Source organism: Pigmentiphaga sp. YJ18, assembly GCF_038066655.1.
Taxonomy (GTDB): domain Bacteria; phylum Pseudomonadota; class Gammaproteobacteria; order Burkholderiales; family Burkholderiaceae_B; genus Pigmentiphaga.
This window is the reverse complement of record NZ_JBBUKU010000002.1, coordinates 527,297-545,278: the sequence shown is the minus strand read 5'-3', so window position 1 is coordinate 545,278 and position 17,982 is coordinate 527,297. Positions and strand designations below refer to the sequence as shown.

The 17,982-nt window shown below is 70.0% G+C and carries 16 protein-coding genes; 11 read left to right on the top strand and 5 right to left on the bottom strand.

What is annotated here, in order from left to right:
• Nucleotides 1-4: 4 nt before the first annotated feature.
• From WKR98_RS16345 to WKR98_RS16325, 5 genes are all read left to right on the top strand, one after another.
• Nucleotides 5-415: a DUF2946 family protein gene (locus WKR98_RS16345; protein WP_124689634.1), complete on the top strand. Its 411-nt coding sequence runs from the start codon at nucleotides 5-7 to the stop codon at nucleotides 413-415.
• 96 nt (nucleotides 416-511) lie between these two features.
• Nucleotides 512-2,710 carry a TonB-dependent receptor gene (locus WKR98_RS16340; RefSeq protein WP_445936120.1) on the top strand — a complete coding sequence of 733 codons (2,199 nt, stop codon included), beginning with the start codon at nucleotides 512-514 and terminating at the stop codon, nucleotides 2,708-2,710.
• A 9-nt stretch (nucleotides 2,711-2,719) separates the two neighbouring features.
• Nucleotides 2,720-4,222 carry a PepSY domain-containing protein gene (locus tag WKR98_RS16335; RefSeq protein ID WP_341434129.1) on the top strand — a complete coding sequence of 501 codons (1,503 nt, stop codon included), beginning with the start codon at nucleotides 2,720-2,722 and terminating at the stop codon, nucleotides 4,220-4,222.
• A gap of 93 nt (nucleotides 4,223-4,315) precedes the next feature.
• Nucleotides 4,316-4,930 (top strand): TetR/AcrR family transcriptional regulator, encoded by a 615-nt coding sequence (locus tag WKR98_RS16330; RefSeq protein WP_341434128.1) that lies wholly within the window; start codon nucleotides 4,316-4,318, stop codon nucleotides 4,928-4,930.
• Nucleotides 4,931-4,947: 17 nt separating this feature from the next.
• Entirely contained in the window at nucleotides 4,948-6,153 is a 1,206-nt protein-coding gene (locus tag WKR98_RS16325; protein ID WP_341434127.1) for an MFS transporter, read from the top strand.
• Between the two features lie 16 nt (nucleotides 6,154-6,169).
• Here the strand turns inward: WKR98_RS16325 and WKR98_RS16320 are convergent, their stop codons facing one another.
• The 3 genes from WKR98_RS16320 to WKR98_RS16310 form a co-directional block, all read right to left on the bottom strand.
• Complete coding sequence (locus WKR98_RS16320) at nucleotides 6,170-7,054, bottom strand: NAD(P)/FAD-dependent oxidoreductase (RefSeq protein ID WP_341434126.1); 885 nt, start codon at nucleotides 7,052-7,054, stop codon at nucleotides 6,170-6,172.
• A gap of 110 nt (nucleotides 7,055-7,164) precedes the next feature.
• The gene (locus WKR98_RS16315) at nucleotides 7,165-7,644 is read right to left on the bottom strand and encodes an Rrf2 family transcriptional regulator (protein WP_445936105.1); all 480 of its coding nucleotides are present in this window, start codon (nucleotides 7,642-7,644) and stop codon (nucleotides 7,165-7,167) included.
• A 53-nt stretch (nucleotides 7,645-7,697) separates the two neighbouring features.
• Nucleotides 7,698-8,573: an aldo/keto reductase family oxidoreductase gene (locus tag WKR98_RS16310; RefSeq protein WP_124689640.1), complete on the bottom strand. Its 876-nt coding sequence runs from the start codon at nucleotides 8,571-8,573 to the stop codon at nucleotides 7,698-7,700.
• Nucleotides 8,574-8,672: 99 nt separating this feature from the next.
• Here WKR98_RS16310 and WKR98_RS16305 point away from each other — a divergent pair, with 99 nt between their 5' ends.
• Nucleotides 8,673-9,608: a LysR family transcriptional regulator gene (locus tag WKR98_RS16305; RefSeq protein ID WP_124689641.1), complete on the top strand. Its 936-nt coding sequence runs from the start codon at nucleotides 8,673-8,675 to the stop codon at nucleotides 9,606-9,608.
• A gap of 5 nt (nucleotides 9,609-9,613) precedes the next feature.
• A complete protein-coding gene (gene chrA, locus WKR98_RS16300) occupies nucleotides 9,614-10,831 on the top strand; it encodes a chromate efflux transporter (protein WP_124689642.1) in 1,218 nt (405 codons plus the stop codon).
• Nucleotides 10,832-10,841: 10 nt separating this feature from the next.
• On the opposite strand, the gene WKR98_RS16295 is transcribed toward chrA, so the two are convergent.
• Both WKR98_RS16295 and WKR98_RS16290 read right to left on the bottom strand, forming a co-directional pair.
• The gene (locus WKR98_RS16295; protein WP_341434124.1) at nucleotides 10,842-13,169 is read right to left on the bottom strand and encodes a mechanosensitive ion channel domain-containing protein; all 2,328 of its coding nucleotides are present in this window, start codon (nucleotides 13,167-13,169) and stop codon (nucleotides 10,842-10,844) included.
• 102 nt (nucleotides 13,170-13,271) lie between these two features.
• A complete protein-coding gene (locus WKR98_RS16290) occupies nucleotides 13,272-13,919 on the bottom strand; it encodes a TetR/AcrR family transcriptional regulator (RefSeq protein WP_341434123.1) in 648 nt (215 codons plus the stop codon).
• A gap of 168 nt (nucleotides 13,920-14,087) precedes the next feature.
• On the opposite strand from WKR98_RS16290, the gene WKR98_RS16285 reads away from it, so the two are divergent.
• From WKR98_RS16285 to ada, 4 genes are all read left to right on the top strand, one after another.
• Nucleotides 14,088-15,269, top strand: a complete 1,182-nt coding sequence (locus WKR98_RS16285) for a hypothetical protein (protein ID WP_341434122.1) — start codon at nucleotides 14,088-14,090, stop codon at nucleotides 15,267-15,269.
• A 130-nt stretch (nucleotides 15,270-15,399) separates the two neighbouring features.
• Entirely contained in the window at nucleotides 15,400-16,149 is a 750-nt protein-coding gene (locus tag WKR98_RS16280; protein WP_341434121.1) for a 2OG-Fe(II) oxygenase, read from the top strand.
• Between the two features lie 9 nt (nucleotides 16,150-16,158).
• Nucleotides 16,159-16,809: a DNA oxidative demethylase AlkB gene (gene alkB, locus WKR98_RS16275; RefSeq protein ID WP_124689646.1), complete on the top strand. Its 651-nt coding sequence runs from the start codon at nucleotides 16,159-16,161 to the stop codon at nucleotides 16,807-16,809.
• Nucleotides 16,810-16,899: 90 nt separating this feature from the next.
• Nucleotides 16,900-17,982 (top strand): bifunctional DNA-binding transcriptional regulator/O6-methylguanine-DNA methyltransferase Ada, encoded by a 1,083-nt coding sequence (ada, locus tag WKR98_RS16270; RefSeq protein WP_341434120.1) that lies wholly within the window; start codon nucleotides 16,900-16,902, stop codon nucleotides 17,980-17,982.

Below are 17,982 nucleotides of genomic sequence, written 5' to 3'. Positions count from 1 at the left end.
GAGCATGCATCGGCCCTTCCTCCGATCCACCAGCCAGGACCGCCATCGCGGCATCGCGATGCTGGTCCTGCTCGCGCTGCTCTGGGGGATGCTGGCGCCGGCCATCGCCAATACGCTGGCCCGGCCCAACGATGCCTGGGTCGAGCTTTGCAGCGTCTACGGTCCGAAACTGATCAAGCTGTCGGACGACGGCTCCCAGCCATCGCAGGACGACTCGGCCACGACGCCTGCCGACTGCCCGTATTGCCGGCTCCATGCCGCCGTCGCACTGCCCTCCCCCCGTGGCGGTCTCGTCCTGGTGGGCCTCGTCGTCTCGGCCGAGGCGCCAGCGCTTCCTCCCGCTCCGCTTCTGGGCACGGCGCCCATCTCGCGCCCGCCGCCCTCCCGCGCCCCGCCTTCCACGTCCGTTTCCTGACCCCGCCCGGCCTGCCCGCGTGGCAGCGCCGCTTCGCCCAGCCGCGCCGCGCGCGCGGCCGACCAGGAGTCGTTCGTGTTCCCCACCGTTTCTCCGATGCGCCGGCGCGCGCATCGCGCCGCGCCGCGCCCATCCCTGTCCGGCCCCCTGTGCGCCGGCCTGCTCGCCACCTGCCAGTCGCTTGTGGCGCCCGCTCATGCCCAGGCCGCCCCTGAACAGGCCCTGCCCGCCATCGAAGTCAGCAGCAGCGCCGACCGGCCCAACGGCAAGCTCAACCTCGACACGCCCGCCGCGGCCGCCAGCAATCTCGGCCTGACCGCCCGCGAGACCCCCGCCTCGGTCACCGTGGTCGATCGCGCCACGATCGATGCGCGGGGCGCGCAGAACACGCAGGAGATCCTGCGCGCCATCCCCGGTGTGACCGCCCACGATGCGCCCGGCAACGTGGGCGTGAGCTATCGCGGCTTCGGCACCGGCTCCATCAGCCAGTTGTTCAACGGCATCAACGTCCAGTACTCGATCGCCGCCCGTCCCGTGGACAGCTGGATCTACGAGCGCGTCGAAGCCATCGGCGGCCCGTCCAGCTTCCTGTTCGGCGCCGGCGCGGTGGGTGGATCGATCAACTATGTGACCAAGCTGGCCCGGCGCGAGGACATCTCGGAAGGCCAGTTGCGGCTGGGCAGCAACGGACTCAAGGAAGCCTCGGTCGGACTGAACCGGCGCATCGCGGGCGAGGCCGGCGGCCCCGGCCACTACCTGCGCCTGGATATCAACCATCGCGACGCCGACAGCTGGGTCGACGGCACCGGCACGCGCGCCACGCAGCTCGCGGCCTCGGTGCTGTCCGACTTCGGCAACGGCTTCACCCACACCCTGGCCTACGAGTACCAGCACGAGCATGTCGACCGCCCCTACTGGGGCACGCCGCTGCTGAACCCGATCGCCGGCACCGCGAGCATCGACGAAGGCACCCGCTTCAAGAACTACAACAGCGCCGACGGCGTGTACATCCAGCGCGTGCAGTGGCTGCGTTCCATCGCCGAGTGGCGGGTCAGCGACAAGCTGCAATGGCGGAACACCTTCTACGTCTACGACGCCCTGCGCGACTACCGCAACGTCGAGAACTATCGCTTCAACGCCGACAACACCCAGGTCATACGGTCGAGCGCGCTGCTGCAACGGCACGACCAGCACCTGGTGGGCAACCGCATCGACGGCATCTACCACGGCGAGATCGCCGGCAGGAAAAGCGACTGGGCCTTCGGCGTCGATGCCAGCGTGAACCGCCAGACCCGCTTTCCGAACAGCCTGTCCAGCACGATCGGCACGGTCAATCCCTACGATTACGGCACCGAGCGCTTCTTCGACATTCCCGGCATGTCGCCGGGTTTCCGGCCCGACCGCGACAACAAGGTACGCACCCTGGCGGTCTATGCAGAGAACCGTACCGCGCTGCGGCCGGACCTGCACCTGGTCACCGCGCTGCGCCACGAGCGCATCCAGCTCGACCTGACCAACCGGCGCGAGATCAATGCCGCCAACCCCGCCGCGTTCCGCCGCGGCTACCACCCGACCACCGGGCGCATCGGCCTGGTCTGGGACGTCACCCAGGATGCCGCGCTTTACGCGCAGTACGCCACCGCCGCGGATCCACCGTCGGGCGTGCTGTCCACCGCCTCGTTCGCGGACGTGCGCAACAACAGCGAACTGACCTCGGGCCGCCAGGCCGAGGTGGGCGGCAAGCTGGATTTCTGGGAAGGCAAGGGAACGGCCACGCTGGCCGCCTATCGCATCTCGCGCCGGAACATCGCCAGCCAGGATCCGAACGACAGCAGCCTGACCGTGCTCGTGGGCGAGCAGTCGTCCCGGGGGCTGGAACTGGCCGTGGGCCTGCAGCCCGACCGGCGCTGGTCCATCCAGGGCAACATCGCGTACGTGGACGCGCGCTACGACGACTACACCCAGGGCGGCGTGTCGCTGGCGGGCAAACGCCCGACCAACACGCCGGCCACGGTCGCCAACCTGTGGGTGTCCTATGCCGTCACGCCCGCGCTGCAGGCCAGCCTAGGACTGCGCCGCGTGGGCCGCGTGTACGCCGACGCGGCCAACACCGTGTCCTGGCCCGCCTACCTGCTGGTGGACCTGGGGGTGAGCTACCGCATCGACCGCCGGACCGCGATCGTGGCGCGCATCCGCAACCTGACCGACAAGGTCTATGCGGCCAACATGACACCGACCATGGCTTACCTGGGCGCACCGCGCACCGCCGACGTCAGCCTGCGGATCGCTTTCTAGGAGACGGCCATGCGTACACGCCTCAAGCGCTGGCTCTATCTGCTGCATCGGTGGCTGGGCATCGTGATGTGCGCGTTCTTCGTGATGTGGTTCGCCTCGGGCGTGGTCATGATGTACGTCGGCTATCCCAAGCTCACCGCGGCCGAGCGCCTGCAACACCTTCCCGCGCTGGACCCGGCGGCGCCTCTGCTCGGGCCCGCGCAGGCGCTGGCGGCGGCCGGCATCGACTCGGCACCGAAAAACCTGCGGCTGTCGGCGGCCAGCGCCGGCCGGCCGGTCTACCTGGCCACGCTGGCGGATGGCTCGCGGGCCGGCGCGCCCGTGGCCATCGACGCCGCGACCGGAACGTTGCTGCGCGCGATCGATACCGAGCATGCCGTGGCCAGCGCGGCCGCCTATGCCGGCGGCGCCGTCCAGGCGCGCTATGCGGGCCTGGTGGACGAGGACGCGCACACGCACTCGCGTGCCCTGGACCCGCACCGGCCGCTGCACCGGGTGCAACTGGACGACGAAGCGGGCACGCTACTGTACGTCTCCAGCCACACCGGCGAAGTGGTGCGCGATGCGACGCGTACCGAGCGTGCCTGGAACTACGGGGGCGCGTGGATCCACTGGCTCTATCCATTCCGCGGCAATTTCTTCGACCGCCACTGGGCCGCCATCGTCGATGGCCTGTCCATCGCCGGCATCGCCGTCGCGCTGACCGGCACCATCGTCGGGCTGCTGCGCTGGCGCTTCGCCCGCCCCTACCGCAGCGGCTCGCGCTCGCCGTACCGGGCCGGCATGATGCGCTGGCATCATCTGGCGGGACTGGCATTCGCGTTGACCACGCTCACCTGGATATTCAGCGGCTTGATGTCCATGAATCCGTGGGGCCTGTTCAGCAGCGGCCGCGGCGGGCCTTCCGTGGCCGCCGTGTACGGCGACACGGACGCGATGCCCGCCGGTGCCGCTCCCGTGCAGGCGCTGCTGGCCGGCGGCAACGTCCGCGAGCTGCGCTGGGTCCATCGCCTGGGGCACGAACTCGTCCTGGCCTACGGCCCGGCCGGCCGCCCCGCGCTGCTCGACGCCCGGACCGCGCAGGCCGTCAACCTGGACCCGGACGAACTGCGCCGCGCGGCGACGGAACTCATGCCCGCTCCCCTAGCCCGCATCCGGGTGCTCGACCGCTACGACCTCCACTACTACGACCGGGCTCCGCACACCATGACGGGCGGCGGCGACAAACCGCTGCCGGTCTGGCGCATCGAGTTCGACGATCCCGCCGCGACCTGGGTGCACCTCGACCCGTACACCGGCTCCATCCTGAACAGCACCGACCGCCCGCGCCGCGCCTCGCGCTGGCTGTTCGCCATGTTGCACAGCTGGGACTGGCTGCCGCTGCTGGAGCGCCGGCCGCTGTGGGACGCGGTCCTGATCCTGTTCAGCCTGGGCGGCATCGCGTTGAGCGCCACCGGCCTCGTCATCGGCTGGCGCCGGCTGCGCCTGTCCGGGCATCGCTTCCGGGCTTGACAAGTTAATGACCGGCGGTCATTATCCGTTAACGAAAACGATTCTCATTAATTGGAAGCCGTCATTCGCTCGTCAACGGATAAGAGGCTCGTCATGCAAGGTCACGATCCAGGCCAGCGGCCGCGCGTGCGCGCGCCGCAGAACCGGCGCGTCGAGCTGCTGGACGCGGCCGAACGCCTCTTCCTGCAAAAAGGCGTGGTCCAGACCAGCGTCGACGACATCACCACCGGCGCCCAGGTCTCCAAGGGTACGTTCTACCTGTATTTTTCCTCTCGGGAAGAACTGCTGGGCGCGCTCAGGGAACGCTTCATCCAGGGCTTCTGCCTGCGCGTGGATACGGCCGTGCGGCGCCGCGCGGCCCCCGGCGAAAAGGGATGGAACGCCCGGCTGCGCGCCTGGTTCTCCGCCATGCTGGATGGACTGCTGGACCAGGTCATGCTGCATGACATGCTGTTCCACGATCCCCATCCGGCCAGCCGCGAACTCATGAAGGACAACCCCATCATCGTCCAGCTGGAAGCCCTGCTGGAAGCCGGTGCCGCGGCCGGAGCCTGGCAAGTGGCCGACAGCCGCGCCATGGCGATCATGATGTTCCACTCCATGCATGGACTGGCCGACGACGCCGTCGCGCGCGGCGCCACCGCGCAGCGCGCGCGCATCGTGCGCCGGCTGACCGATACCTTCGCCGCGGCGCTGCGCTCCTGTTGACATCACGCGTCGCCGCCATGACTCCGATACCCGCCCCCGCCGCGCCGGCCCCGCAAGCCGGCCCGGCCTTCGACTTCCGCCCCCTGCTGGCGGCCTACATGACCTGCACCATGGCGATGATGGGCTTCGTCTCGGTCATCGGCCCCGTCGCACGATTGCTGCATCTGGCGGCATGGCAGGCCGGCGCCGTCATCACCGTGGGCGGCGTGCTGTGGATGCTGCTGGCCCGGACCTGGGGCGCCGCCAGCGACCGGCTGGGCCGGCGGCGCGTGCTGCTTGCGGGCGTGGGCGGCTTCGCCCTGAGCTACTGGGCGATGTGCGCCGTCGCCATCGCCTCGCTTTATTTCTTTCCCGCCGCCGGACTGGTCTTCGCCGGCCTCGTCCTGACCCGGGGCGCGGTGGGCGCGTTCTTCGCCGCGATCCCCTCGGTCAGCCAGGCGCTGGTGGCCGATCACCTGCCCGCCGAACGGCGAGCCGCCGCCATGGCCTCGCTGGGCGCGGCCAATGCCATCGGCCTCGTGCTGGGACCGGCCATCGTCGCGGCGCTCACACCGCTGGGCCTGTCGCTGCCGCTGGCCCTGATCGCGCTGCTGCCGCTGCTCGGCCTGGGCCTGCTGTGGAAAGCGCTGCCCGATTCGCCCCCCGCCCATGGCACCGCCACGACGGCACTGCGCCTGGTCGAACCCAGGCTGCGCCGGCCGATGACGGTGGCCTTCGTCTGCATGTTCTGCGTCTCCATGGCGCAGATCACCGTCGGCTTCTTCGCGATCGACCAACTGGGCCTGGCGCCCGAGGCCGCCGCGCGCACCGCCGGCCTGGCGCTGGCCATGGTGGGCGTGGCGCTCATCGTCGCGCAGCTGGCGGTGCGCCGCCTGGGCTGGAGCACGCAGCGCCTGATCCGCGCCGGCGCGCTGGTCAGCGCGGCGGGCTTCGGCGCCGTGCCGCTGGCCAGCAGCGGGGCCATGCTGGAAGCCGCTTTCTTCGTTGCCGCGGCGGGCATGGGCTGGATGTTTCCCGCATTCGCCGCGATGGCCTCGAACGCCGTGGCGGCGCATGAACAAGGCGCGGCCGCCGGATCGGTGGGCGCCGCGCAAGGACTGGGCATCGTCCTGGGCCCGCTGGCCGGCACCCTGCTGTACGAGGCCAGTCCAGGCGTGCCCTATGCGCTGGCCGCCGTCCTGCTGGTGCTGGTGGCCGCCTGGCCCGCGCACACCGGGGCCTGACGGCCCTGCCGCTCTTCTACAACCCGAACATCAGCGAGCGATGCGCCGCGGCGCCCGCCATCGCGCCATCGCCCACCGCCGCCGCCACCGAGCCGGCGGGCCGGCCCGTATCGCCGCACGCGAACACACCCGGCACGCTGGTGGCCTTGGTCGTATCGGTCTTGATCGTGCTGCCCCACGGGCCCTCTTCCATCACGCAGCCCAGTTGCTCGGCCAATCCCGAGGACCGGACCCGGGCCGCGATGAACAGTCCATCCAGCGCATGGACTTCGCCGTCGCCCATGATCACCGCCACGCCTTCACCGTCCAGCCGCGCCACCCGTCCCCGCACGAGGGCCACGCCGCGCCCGGCCAGCAGCGCGAGCTGCTGGGCATCGGGCTCGAACGCCTCGTTCAGGAACAGCGTCGTCGCTCCCCAGTCAGGCAGCATCATCGCCTGGTGCATGGACATCTCGGACAAGGCCAGCACGCCGATGCGGCCCTGCTGCAACTCGTAGCCATGGCAATACGGACAATGGAACACATGGATGCCCCAGCGCGGCGCAAGTCCCGGCAGGTCCGGCAATTCGTCCTTCACGCCCGTCGCGAGCACGAGGCGCCGCGCCGTGCGCACCTGCGCGCCCACCGACACCGCGAAGCCCTCGCCTGCCTGGGCCACCGCGTCCACGCGAGCATCCAGCCACTCCACTGTCTCGTACCTGAGCAACTGGTCCCGGGCAATGGCGGCGATGTCGGCTCCCGCCTCGCCGTCGCGCGTCAGGAAACCATGGGACAGCGGCGCATACCGGTTGCGGCGCTCGCCGGCATCGATCACGAGCACGCGGCGCCGGGCGCGGGCCAGTTGCATGCCCGCAGAAAGCCCGGCGTAGCTTCCGCCGATGATGATCACGTCGTGGTCCATATCGCTCTCCATGCTCTGTCGAATTCATGTACCTTTAAATGATACATAAAGATTCGCGGCAAGGCCTCGATATCCCTTCGGCGCGCGGGGCCATCCCTACCGGGGCATGTTCAAGACTGCGGGTGGTCCGCCAGGCCCCACGAGGCCGCATGGCAGATCTGGTCGAATTCCCGGGCCAGATCGGCCAATGTCACCGCGCCCAGGCGCCGGACGAGCAAGGCTTGCGCCTCTTCCAGCGCGTCGGCCAGCGCGGCGTTGACCACGCGTTCGACCGCGCAATCGGGATGGGCGTGGTCCGCGCCGATCGCGAAGACCCTGGGCCCGCCCACCGCTCGGTGGATGTCCAGCAGCGTGACGCCGGCCAGGTCGCAATCGAGCCGCCAGCCGCCATGGTGGCCTTTCTCGGACTGCACGTAGCCCGCCTTGCGCAGGCCCGCCATGGTCCGGCGCACCACGGCGGCATTGGTGCCCAGCATCCGGGCGATCTGGGCGGACGTCACGGGCTGGTCGTCCCTGGCCATGTGCAGCAGCACGTGCAGCATCCGGGAAAGGCGGCTATCGGTTCTCACGCGGGGTCTTGTCGGGGGCATGAATGGGATCCACCCGCGACGATAACGCATCTTCGCCGCCGTGCCCGCGCGGCCTACGCCCGCGCTTGCGCCGCGATGCCGTCCAGGTCCGCCATCGCATCGGCGGGCAGCGTCAGCGCGGCCGCCGCCAGGTTCTCCCGCAGATGCTCCGGCGAAGACGTTCCCGGTATCAGCAGCAGGTTGGGCGCGCGCGCCAGCAGCCAGGCCAGCGCGACCTGCATGGGCGTCGCCTCCAGCCGCTGCGCCACGCGGGTCAGGATGCCCGATTGCAGCGGCGAGAAACCGCCCAGCGGGAAGAACGGCACGTAGGCGATGCCCTGGCCGCCCAGTTGATCGATCAGCGCGTCGTCGGCGCGGTGCGCCAGGTTGTAATGGTTCTGCACGCACACGACCGGGGCGATGCGCCGGGCCTGGGCCACCTGCGCGGCCGTGGCGTTGCTCAGGCCCAGGTGGCGGATGAGCCCCTGCCGCTGCAATTGCGCCAGCGCGGTGAACGGCTGCTCGATCGACCCTTCGGACGGCGCGTGCACGTCCCCCATGATGCGCAGGTTGACCACGTCCAGCACGTCCAGGCCCAGATTGCGCAGATTGTCGTGCACGGCCTGCGTGAGCTGTTCGGGGCTTTGCGCCGGATTCCACGAAGCGTCGGGCCCGCGCACGGCGCCGACCTTGGTCACGATGGTCAGGTCCCGGTAGGGATGCAGGGCCTCGCGGATCAACTGGTTGGTGACGTGGGGGCCGTAGAAGTCGCTGGTATCGATATGGTCGACGCCGGCCTCGACCGCGGCGCGCAGCACCGCCAGCGCCCGGGCGCGGTCCCGCGGCGGCCCGAACACCCCCGGTCCCGCCAGTTGCATCGCGCCGTAGCCCATGCGGCGCACGGGTCGGTCCCCCAGGGCAAAACTGCCCGCTGCTTGCAGATCGGTCATGGCATTTCTCCGGAAAGCGTGGATGGATCACACTATAGACACAGCCGCTTCGATCGATAATCTGGTGTAATCAGCACAGGCTGTACGGAATTCCGCACAATGCAAGCACCGCTCCAAGACCTGTTCGCCTTCCTGGCCGTGGTTCGCGCCGGGGGCTTTCGCGAAGGCGCCCGCGCCAGCGGCACCTCGGCCTCGAGCCTGAGCGAAGCGGTGCGGCGGCTGGAGGCTCGGCTGGGTGTCCGGCTGCTCCATCGCACCACCCGCAGCGTGACGCCGACCGAGGCCGGCGCCCGGCTGGTCGAACGGCTGGTCCCCGCGTTGGGCGAAGTGGAAACCGCGCTCGACGTCGTCAACGGGTTCCGCGACCGGCCCGCCGGGACCTTGCGCCTGAACGTTCCGCTCAGCGCGGCGCGGCTGGTGCTTGCCCCCCTCGTCACCCCCTTCCTGCAAGCCTATCCCGACATCAAGCTGGAAATCGTGGTCGAGGACGGCTTCGTCGACTTGCTGGCCGCGGGCTGCGACGCCGGCATCCGCTACGACGAGCGGCTGGAGCAGGACATGATCGCGATTCCCATCGGGCCGCGCTGGCAGCGCTTCGCCACCGCCGCCGCGCCCGCCTACCTGGCGGCGCGCGGCCGGCCCACGCATCCGCGCGACCTGCTCGGCCACGTCTGCCTGCGCGGCCAGTTCTCCAGCGGCGCCATGCCCGCCTGGGAGTACGAACGCAAGGGGGAAGTGCTGCGCGTGGAGCCCGCCGGGCCGCTGCTGGTCAGCCTGGGCAGCGGCGTCGAACTGGCCGTCCAGGCTGCGCGAGACGGCCTGGGCATCATCCACCTGTTCGAGGGCTGGCTGCAGCCCGACCTGGACAGCGGCGCGCTGGAGCCCGTGCTCAAGTCCTGGTGGCGCCCGTTCACCGGCCCCTTCCTTTATTATTCCGGCCGCCGGCACCTGCCGTCGCCCCTGCGGGCCTTCATCGACTTCGTCCGCGCGCACGAAGGCACCGGCAAGCCCTCACGAAAACCCTCCCCACGTTGACGACCATGCCCACCGACGCGCCCCCGGCAAGACACGACGACTCGCGCGACAGCGCCTGGCGGGTATTCCTGGTCTTCCTGCGGCTGGGGCTGAGTTCTTTCGGCGGACCGATCGCGCACCTGGGCTACTTCCGTACCGAATTCGTCGAACGCCGCCGCTGGCTGGACGATCGCAGCTACTCGGATCTCGTGGCCCTGTGCCAGTTCCTGCCCGGGCCGGCCAGCAGCCAGGTCGGCATGGCGGTGGGACTGCGGCGCGCCGGCTGGCCCGGCCTGCTGGCCGCGTGGCTGGGCTTCACCCTGCCCTCGGCCCTGGTCCTGATCCTGTTCGCCTACGGCATGGCCGGCTACCCCGATCTGGCCGCCTCCGGCTGGGTGCACGGCCTGAAAGTCGTGGCCGTGGCGGTGGTCGCGCAGGCAGTCTGGGGCATGGCCCGGTCGCTATGCCCGGACCGGACACGAGCGGGACTGGCCATGCTGGCCGCGCTGGCGACGCTGGCCTTGCCCTCGGCGGCGGGACAGATCGGCGCGATCGTGGCTTGCGGGCTGCTCGGCCGATGGCTGCTGGACCTGCCCGCGCCCACTCCCGCGCATCCGCATTCCTATCCCATCTCCCGCCGCGCCGGTATCGCCGCCCTGGCGCTGTTCGCGCTGCCGCTGGCGGCGCTGCCGGTTTGGGCCGCCGCCAGCGGTTCCTCGCTCGTCGCGTTCTTCGATGGCATCTATCGCGCCGGCGCGCTGGTCTTCGGCGGCGGACACGTGGTGCTGCCGCTCTTGCAAGCCACGGTCGTACCCACGGGCCTGGTCGACAACGCGGATTTCCTGGCGGGCTACGGCGCGGCACAGGCCGTGCCCGGGCCGCTGTTCACCTTCGCCGCCTACCTGGGCGCGGTGTCCCTTGGCCCACTGCACGGCTGGGCCGGCGGCCTGGCCGCGCTGGCCGTGATCTTCCTGCCCGCGCTGCTGGTGCTGGCGGGTGCCTTGCCCTTCTGGGAACCACTGCGCCAGCGCCGCGGCATCCAGACCGCGCTGGCCGGCGTCAACGCCGGCGTGGTAGGCATCCTGCTGTCGGCGCTGTACGACCCGGTATGGACCAGCGCCATCCACGGCCGCGCCGACTTCGCGCTGGCGCTGGCCGCCTTCGGATTGCTGGTCCTGGGCCGCGTGCCGCCCGTCCTGGTGGTGGCGCTGGCGGCGCTGGGAGGCTGGCTGCTGGCGGGTTGAAGGCCGGGGATCAGCTCGCCTCGGCCGGCCCCCCTTCCATGGCCACCCGCACCGGCGGCGCCGCGCCCTGCTTGTCCTGTCCGAAGTAGACCACCATGTGCGGATAGGGCAGCTCGATGCCGGCGGCGTTGAAGTGCTGTTTCACCAGGCGGTTGTAGGCGCGCTGCACCGCCCACTGCATGCCCGGCCGGGTCTTGATCAGGACCCGTATGGTCGCGCCCTTCTCGTTGACCGCGGTGACGCCTGGAATACTGATGTCTTCCAGGATCTCCGGCGCCAGCGCCTCGTCGGTCATCAGTTCCGCGAACGCGTTGCGCATGTGTTGCATGGCATCGTCGATGCTTTCCCGGTGGGCGATCGTGTACTCGCCCAGATGGTAGGAGAAGTCCCGCATGTGGTTGGACACCACGTCCACCGACGAGAACGGCACCAGGTGGTAGCCGCCGTCCAGCGTCCGTATGCCCACCGAGCGGATCGTCATCTTCTCGACCGTACCGAACACCCCGGCTACCTGCACGACGTCGTTCTCGTTCATGCCGTTCTCGAGCTGGATGAAGACGCCGGTGATGATGTCCTGCACCAGCTTCTGCGCGCCGAAGCCCACGGCCAGGCCGACCACGCCGGCGCCCGCGATCAGGGGCGCCACGTCTATGCCTATCTGCGACAGCACCACCATCACCGTCATGGTCACGATCACGATCAGCGCCGCGTTGCGGAACAGCGACAGCAGCGTCTTCTCGCGCGCGGTGGGCATGCGCCCGCCCTCGCGCAGGTTCAGCCGATGCTCGATGATGCTGGCCACCACCGTCCACGCCAGCGCCGCGGCCAGCAGCACGATGGCCACGTTCACCGCCACGCCTATGGCCGCCGCGCCGGCGTCCGAGGCGATCCATCGCGACAGATTGAAGGCGCGCCACGCATCCAGCACCAGCAGCACCACGACGATGCGGACCGCCCATCCCACGAAGCGGATGGTCGCGGGCACATAGGAGTTCAGCCGGTTCTCCAGCATGGGCAGGCGCGCGCGCAGCTCGTCGGACACGCGTACGGGCTTGGCCAGCAGCGCGTTCAGCAGCACGATGGCCAGGCTGCCCACGCCGGTCGCCAGCAGAGTCTGAAGCGTGGCGGCCACCATGAACGGCAGCGCATTGGCCGGATCGATCTGGCTGACCACCAGCAGCACGGTGAAGTACCCGATGCCCAGCCAGTGCCAGACGCGCGCCAGCAGGCGCGGCGACGTGCCCAGGAAGGTCGTCCTGCGCGAACCGCTGTGTTCGAGCTTCTCGCGCACCCGCTGGCGGTTGCGCCAGATCACGCCCACCGCGTACACGTAGACGCCCAGCATGATCACCAGCGCGGCCAGCCGGCCCAGCGCGGGAGACAGCGCCGCCGCCAGCACCGGATCGACCAGCATGGTGCCGTAGCCCGCCGCCATGACCAGCACGATCAGCCAGCGGTTCCAGTAGCGGGCCATCTCGTCCGACATCGGCAGCAGGCGCAGGTGCGGATAGCGCGTCGAGAACACGGTGCGGACCAGGACCTTGGTGATCTCGACCGCCAGGAAGGCCTTCAGGAACACGGCCACCAGCGGATCGACGGCGACGCCGTCCGGACCGCCCCGGACGCCGGCCGCGTACGCCGCCGCGGCGGCCAGCAGCACCACCAGCGCATCGATCACCACCGCGCCGATGATCGCGCCCGCGCGCCGGTACAGGACCGGCATGCCAACGGGCGCATCGGCCCGTGGCGATGCCGTGGCATCCCATCCCAGGCCCGCCACCCAATCGTCGATGCGCCGGTAGATCCACAACGCCACCAGCCGCAGCAGCACGAAGGCGACGATGGCCGTCACGACCGACATGGCCAGCGGCTGCAATGCCCGCGCCTCGTTGCTATCCATGGACGGGCCGTCGCCTTCGGCCATGGCGCGCAGGTCCGCGGCGCCCTGCCCCAGATCAGCAACCAGGCTCGACAGGAAGCGCTGCGTGCCGTCCGCCAGCCGTGCGCGCAGCGTGGGGGACGCGTGAGCCGGCGGCGCATCGGAGGCCTCCGCCCCGGCTTGCTTCGTACCGGTTCCAGGCTCGTGCGCCCGCAACTGGTCGATCAGCGCCTTGCGGCTGTCCGGGTTCTCGAGCAGGTCGGCCAGCGCGGCCGGCGTGGGCGCCGCGGCGGCTTGCGCGGCCATCGCGACGCGGGCCGACGCCAGTGTCGCCAACAGCAGCAGGATCAGGAACGCGAAGTGGGCCAACCAGGGCTTGGACAGCCTGCGGCGACTCAGCGAGACGTCGCGGTGGGATTGCAGGGGAAGTGTGCATGCTGTCGTCGCGAGTCGAACCACTAGGGGGTCTCCTGGATGAAAAGGAAGGTGAAAGGCGGGGCCTGCGCCCGCTCATGACGCCACAGGGTAAAACACACGCGGACCACAGACAAATCGCCGCCCCTACCTCAGCCGCGCGCCTGCACGCAAGCCATCGGCGATGAAGGCGGCCAGCATGCGGGTCTTGGTCTCGACGTCGATAGCGGTGAACGCGCCGTCCGACAACCGGGCGATGCGGTGGTCGAACACGCTCATCACCAGCGCTCCCACCGCGAACATGTAGGCCCAGCACAGGTATTCGTGCGAGGCCTCGGGCAATGCGCGCCGCGTGGCCGCGATGTAGGCCTTGGCGATGGGATCGTAGTAGTGTTCGATGATGCCGCGGGTCTCTTCCTGCGGATCGGAGGCCTCGCGCACGACCAGGCGCGCGTACTCCCGGCCCTCGGGCGTCGCATGGCTGCGGATGATGGGACCGACGAAGGCGGTGGCGATATGCCCCAGCACGTCGGGCGCATCGAAATCGATCCGTTCGAGCTGCCGCAGCCGTTCATCGAACAGGTCGCGCCGGTACTCGAAGATGGCCCGGTACAGCCCCAGCTTGGTTTCGAAGTGATAGACGATCAAGGGCAGGCCGACTTCCGCCGCCTTGGCGATGTCGCGCATCGAGACGCCGTGATAGCCCTCGTCGGCGAACAGCCGCTCCGCCGCCACGATCACCCGTTCACGCCGGGCCAGTTCCGCTCCGGCCGGCTCCTTGCTCCGGGATGCCACGGACTTTCCCATCGTGTTGCCTGCTCCGCCATCAGAAACCGCCTAGCGTAGAGGAAGACCGACTGTACGTACAGTCTGCCGAGCCTGGGTACGGCGGGAAATCCCCTATTCGACAAAAAACTGAACGAACGTACAGTCAATCATACTGATCACCCACTCAAGGCCGCCATGTCTATCCGTTCGTCCGTTCCGCTCGAAGCCAGTCCCTACCCCACCGCCTTCCCCCTCGCCGCGGCCACCGCCCCGCAAGGACTGCCCTATTCCGAGGCGGGCAGCGACACTTACCGGTGCGAGATCATCGGCATCGGCCATTTCCAGAAAGAGGGACTGGTGCGCGAAATCTCCAGCGGCCGCACCTGGCGGCTGAGCGCCGACGAGGGCAAGTACCTGCGCGGCACGGACATGGCGCCCGCGCCGCTGATGCACTGGGGCGCGGGGCTGCATGCCGACGCCGTGTTGCGCATCGCGGCGCGGGCGCGTGAGCACGGCCTGGCGCTGCGCGGCCTGTTCGTGCGGGTGCGCCAGGGGTTCGCATCCAAGGGCTCTTTCGTCAAGGGCGAAGCGGTGGGCCTGGTGTACGGCCTGTCGTGGCAGGTTGATCTGGACGCCGACGCCGACGCCGACGCCGGCACCATCGCCCGCGCCGTGCGAGAGGCCCTGGCGGCTTCCCCCGCCGTCGATGCCATGTTGACCCCGCGCGAAGGCCATTTCGCGCTCTACCTGAACGGCCGGCCCGTCGAGGCGGAAGGCCTGCATCCCAGCGCCAACCGGGAAACCGATCCGCTCGCGGCCCACGCCTCGGCCTTCGTTCCCACGGACGAAGCGGCCCACCCCGACATCCTGGCGCGCCTGCCCGGCACGGGCACCGCGGGCATGGTCCTGCAGAACGACAGCACGGCCTCGGTGGGCTGGCACATGCAGGCCGAAGGCGCACTGGACCTGGCGACCGGCCTCGTCCATTCCACCGTCGGTTTTCCCGAAGCCGGCGCGGCCAGCCGCTGGACCCTGGTCAGCGACGGCAGCGGCCGACTGGCGCCCACCCCGCTCGCCTATTTCTCGGTCGGTACCGCGTTCTGCTATCACACGCAGTTCTGCCGCTACATCGACGTGCGCCGGCTGCCGCTGGCATCCACCACGCTGGTGCAGACCACGCGCTACACGGTCGCGGCCGGCGCCGAGGGCGCGCGGGGCACCGCGTCGGCCTTCGATACCCACGTTTTCCTGAACGGCGACATCGACGAATCGGCCGCGGCTCCGCTGCCGCTGGTTGCCGCCCGCACCTGCTACGCCCACCGCGCGATGGAAACGGCGGTGGAGATGAAGGTGGAGGCCGGGCGCGCGACGGCATGAGCAATCCTCCAGGAGCGAAACGCATTGCATGAGGGGCCCTTACGCGGGCGAATTCCAGCGCAAGGAGCGGAGTGTCGACGGTCGCGCGGCGGACGTAGACTGGACCGATCCTGTCAACCGGACGCACGCGATGCACTCCTTATCCCGCTCTCCGCCCCGCCGCAACTCGCAGGCGCCAGACGCGCCCGGCCTGCCGGCGTACGACTGGCACGGTATCGAGCGGACGCTGGGCGAACAAGGCCATGCGGTTCTGCCCGCGCTACTCGAACCCGCGCAATGTGTCCGGCTTGCCGCGCGCTACCCGCAGGACGCGCTGTACCGCAGCCGCGTCGTGATGAGCCGCCACGGCTTCGGACGCGGCGAATACAAATACTTCGCCTACCCCTTGCCCGCCCCGCTGCACGCGTTGCGGCATGCGCTGTACCCGCGGCTGGCGCCCATCGCCAATAGTTGGAACCGCCTGATGGGCCAAGCCGCCTGCTATCCCGGCGACCTGGATACCTTCCTGGCGTACTGCCACGAGGCCGGCCAGTTGCGTCCGACACCGCTGATCCTGGCGTATGAAGCCGGCGACTACAATTGCCTGCATCAGGATCTCTACGGCGAACGGGTGTTCCCGTTGCAGGTGGCCATCCTGCTGTCCGAACCGGGACGCGATTTCACCGGCGGCGAATTCGTCATGACGGAAACCGCCAATGACGGCCAGCGCGCCGATGTCATCGCGCTGCGCCAGGGCGACGCGGTGGTATTCGCCGTCAACCAGCGCCCGGCGCCGGGCCGGCGCGGCGGCGTACGCAAGGTGGCGATGCGCCACGGCGTCAGCCGCGTCCACAGCGGCAGGCGGTACACCGTGGGCCTGATCTTCCACGACGCGCGCTAGCGCAGGACCATGCAGACATTCGATCTCTTCTCCGACGCCATCTCCGGCCAGCCCGTGCCCATGGGACCGCGCGCCTTCCTGCTGCGCGGCTTCGCGCTGCCCCGCGTGGACGAACTGCTGCCCGCCATCTCCCGCGTCACGGACGCCGCGCCGTTCCGCCACATGGTGACGCCCGGCGGCTTCACCATGTCGGTCGCACTGACGAATTGCGGCACGCTGGGCTGGACCACCGACCGCCACGGCTACCGGTACTCGCGCACCGACCCCGCCACCGGCCTGCCCTGGCCCGCCATGCCGGAGGCTTTCGCCGCGCTGGCGCAAGAGGCGGCCGACGCGGCGGGCTTTCCGCGCTTCCAGCCCGATGCCTGCCTGATCAACCGCTACCTGCCCGGCGCACGGATGTCGCTGCACCAGGACAAGAACGAACGCGACCTCGACGCCCCCATCGTCTCGGTGTCCCTGGGCATGCCGGCGATCTTCCTGTTCGGCGGCCACCAGCGTTCGGACAAGGCGGCGCGGCTCGAACTGCATCACGGCGACATCGCCGTCTGGGGCGGCCCGGACCGCCTGCGCTACCACGGCGTAATGCCGCTGGCCGACGTCCCGCATCCGGTCCTGGGCCGCCAGCGCATCAACTTCACGTTCAGGAACGCGGGATGACACCTCGGATTCGGGCGCAAGAAACGGAGCGCTTGCGCCCGGACTATTCTCTATCCTGATGACATGACCACGTCCCCCGGAACAGCCGCCATGGGTACGCGCCCACCCTCCGACTATGCCACCGACGACGCCCGCTGGCGGGCGGTCCAGGCGCGCGACGCCGATGCCGACGGCCACTTCGTCTATGCCGTGCGCACGACCGGCGTGTATTGCCGCCCCAGCTCGCCCACACGCCTGCCCCGCCGCGCCAACGTCGAATTCTTCGACTCGCCCCGGGACGCCGAGGCGGCCGGCTACCGCGCCAGCCGGCGACAGCAGGACGGACCCGAAGCCGCGCGCGAACGCGCGGCGCTGATCGCCCGTGCCTGCCGCCTGATCGAAAACGCCGAGACGCCGCCCGGCCTCGCGGAACTGGCCGCTTGGGCGGGTATGAGCCCCTTCCACTTCCATCGGGTATTCAAGGCGGAGACCGGCCTGACGCCCAAGGCCTATGCCTCGGCCCGGCGCGCCCGCCGGCTGCGCGAGGAACTGGGCGAAGCCGATGCCTCGGTCACCGATGCCATCTACGAGGCGGGGTTCAACTCCAACAGCCGGTTCTACGAAGCCTCCGACCAGTTGCTGGGCATGCGCGCGCGCGACTACCGCGCGGGCGGCGCCGGCGCGCTCATCCGCTTCGCGGTGGGTCAATGCTCGCTGGGCGCCATCCTGGTCGCGCAAAGCCAACGCGGCATCTGCGCCATCCTGCTGGGCGACGATCCGGACGCGCTGGTGCGCGACCTGCAGGACCGGTTCCCCAAGGCCCGGTTGATCGGCGGCGACGCCGGCTTCGAACGTCTGGTGGCCCAGGTGGTGGGTTTCATCGAGGCGCCCTCCATCGGCCTGAACCTGCCGCTGGACGTGCGCGGCACGGCCTTCCAGGAACGCGTCTGGCAGGCCCTGCGCGAGATCCCGCCGGGCCGGACCGCCAGCTATGCCGAGATCGCGCAGCGCATAGGCGCGCCCCGGGCCGTACGCGCCGTCGCCCAGGCCTGCGGCGCCAACCACATCGCCGTGGCCATCCCCTGCCACCGGGTCATCCGGCGCGACGGCGACCTGTCGGGCTATCGCTGGGGCGTGGAGCGCAAGCGCGTGCTGCTCGGGCGCGAGGCCGGCGGCTCGCGCGACCGCAAATGA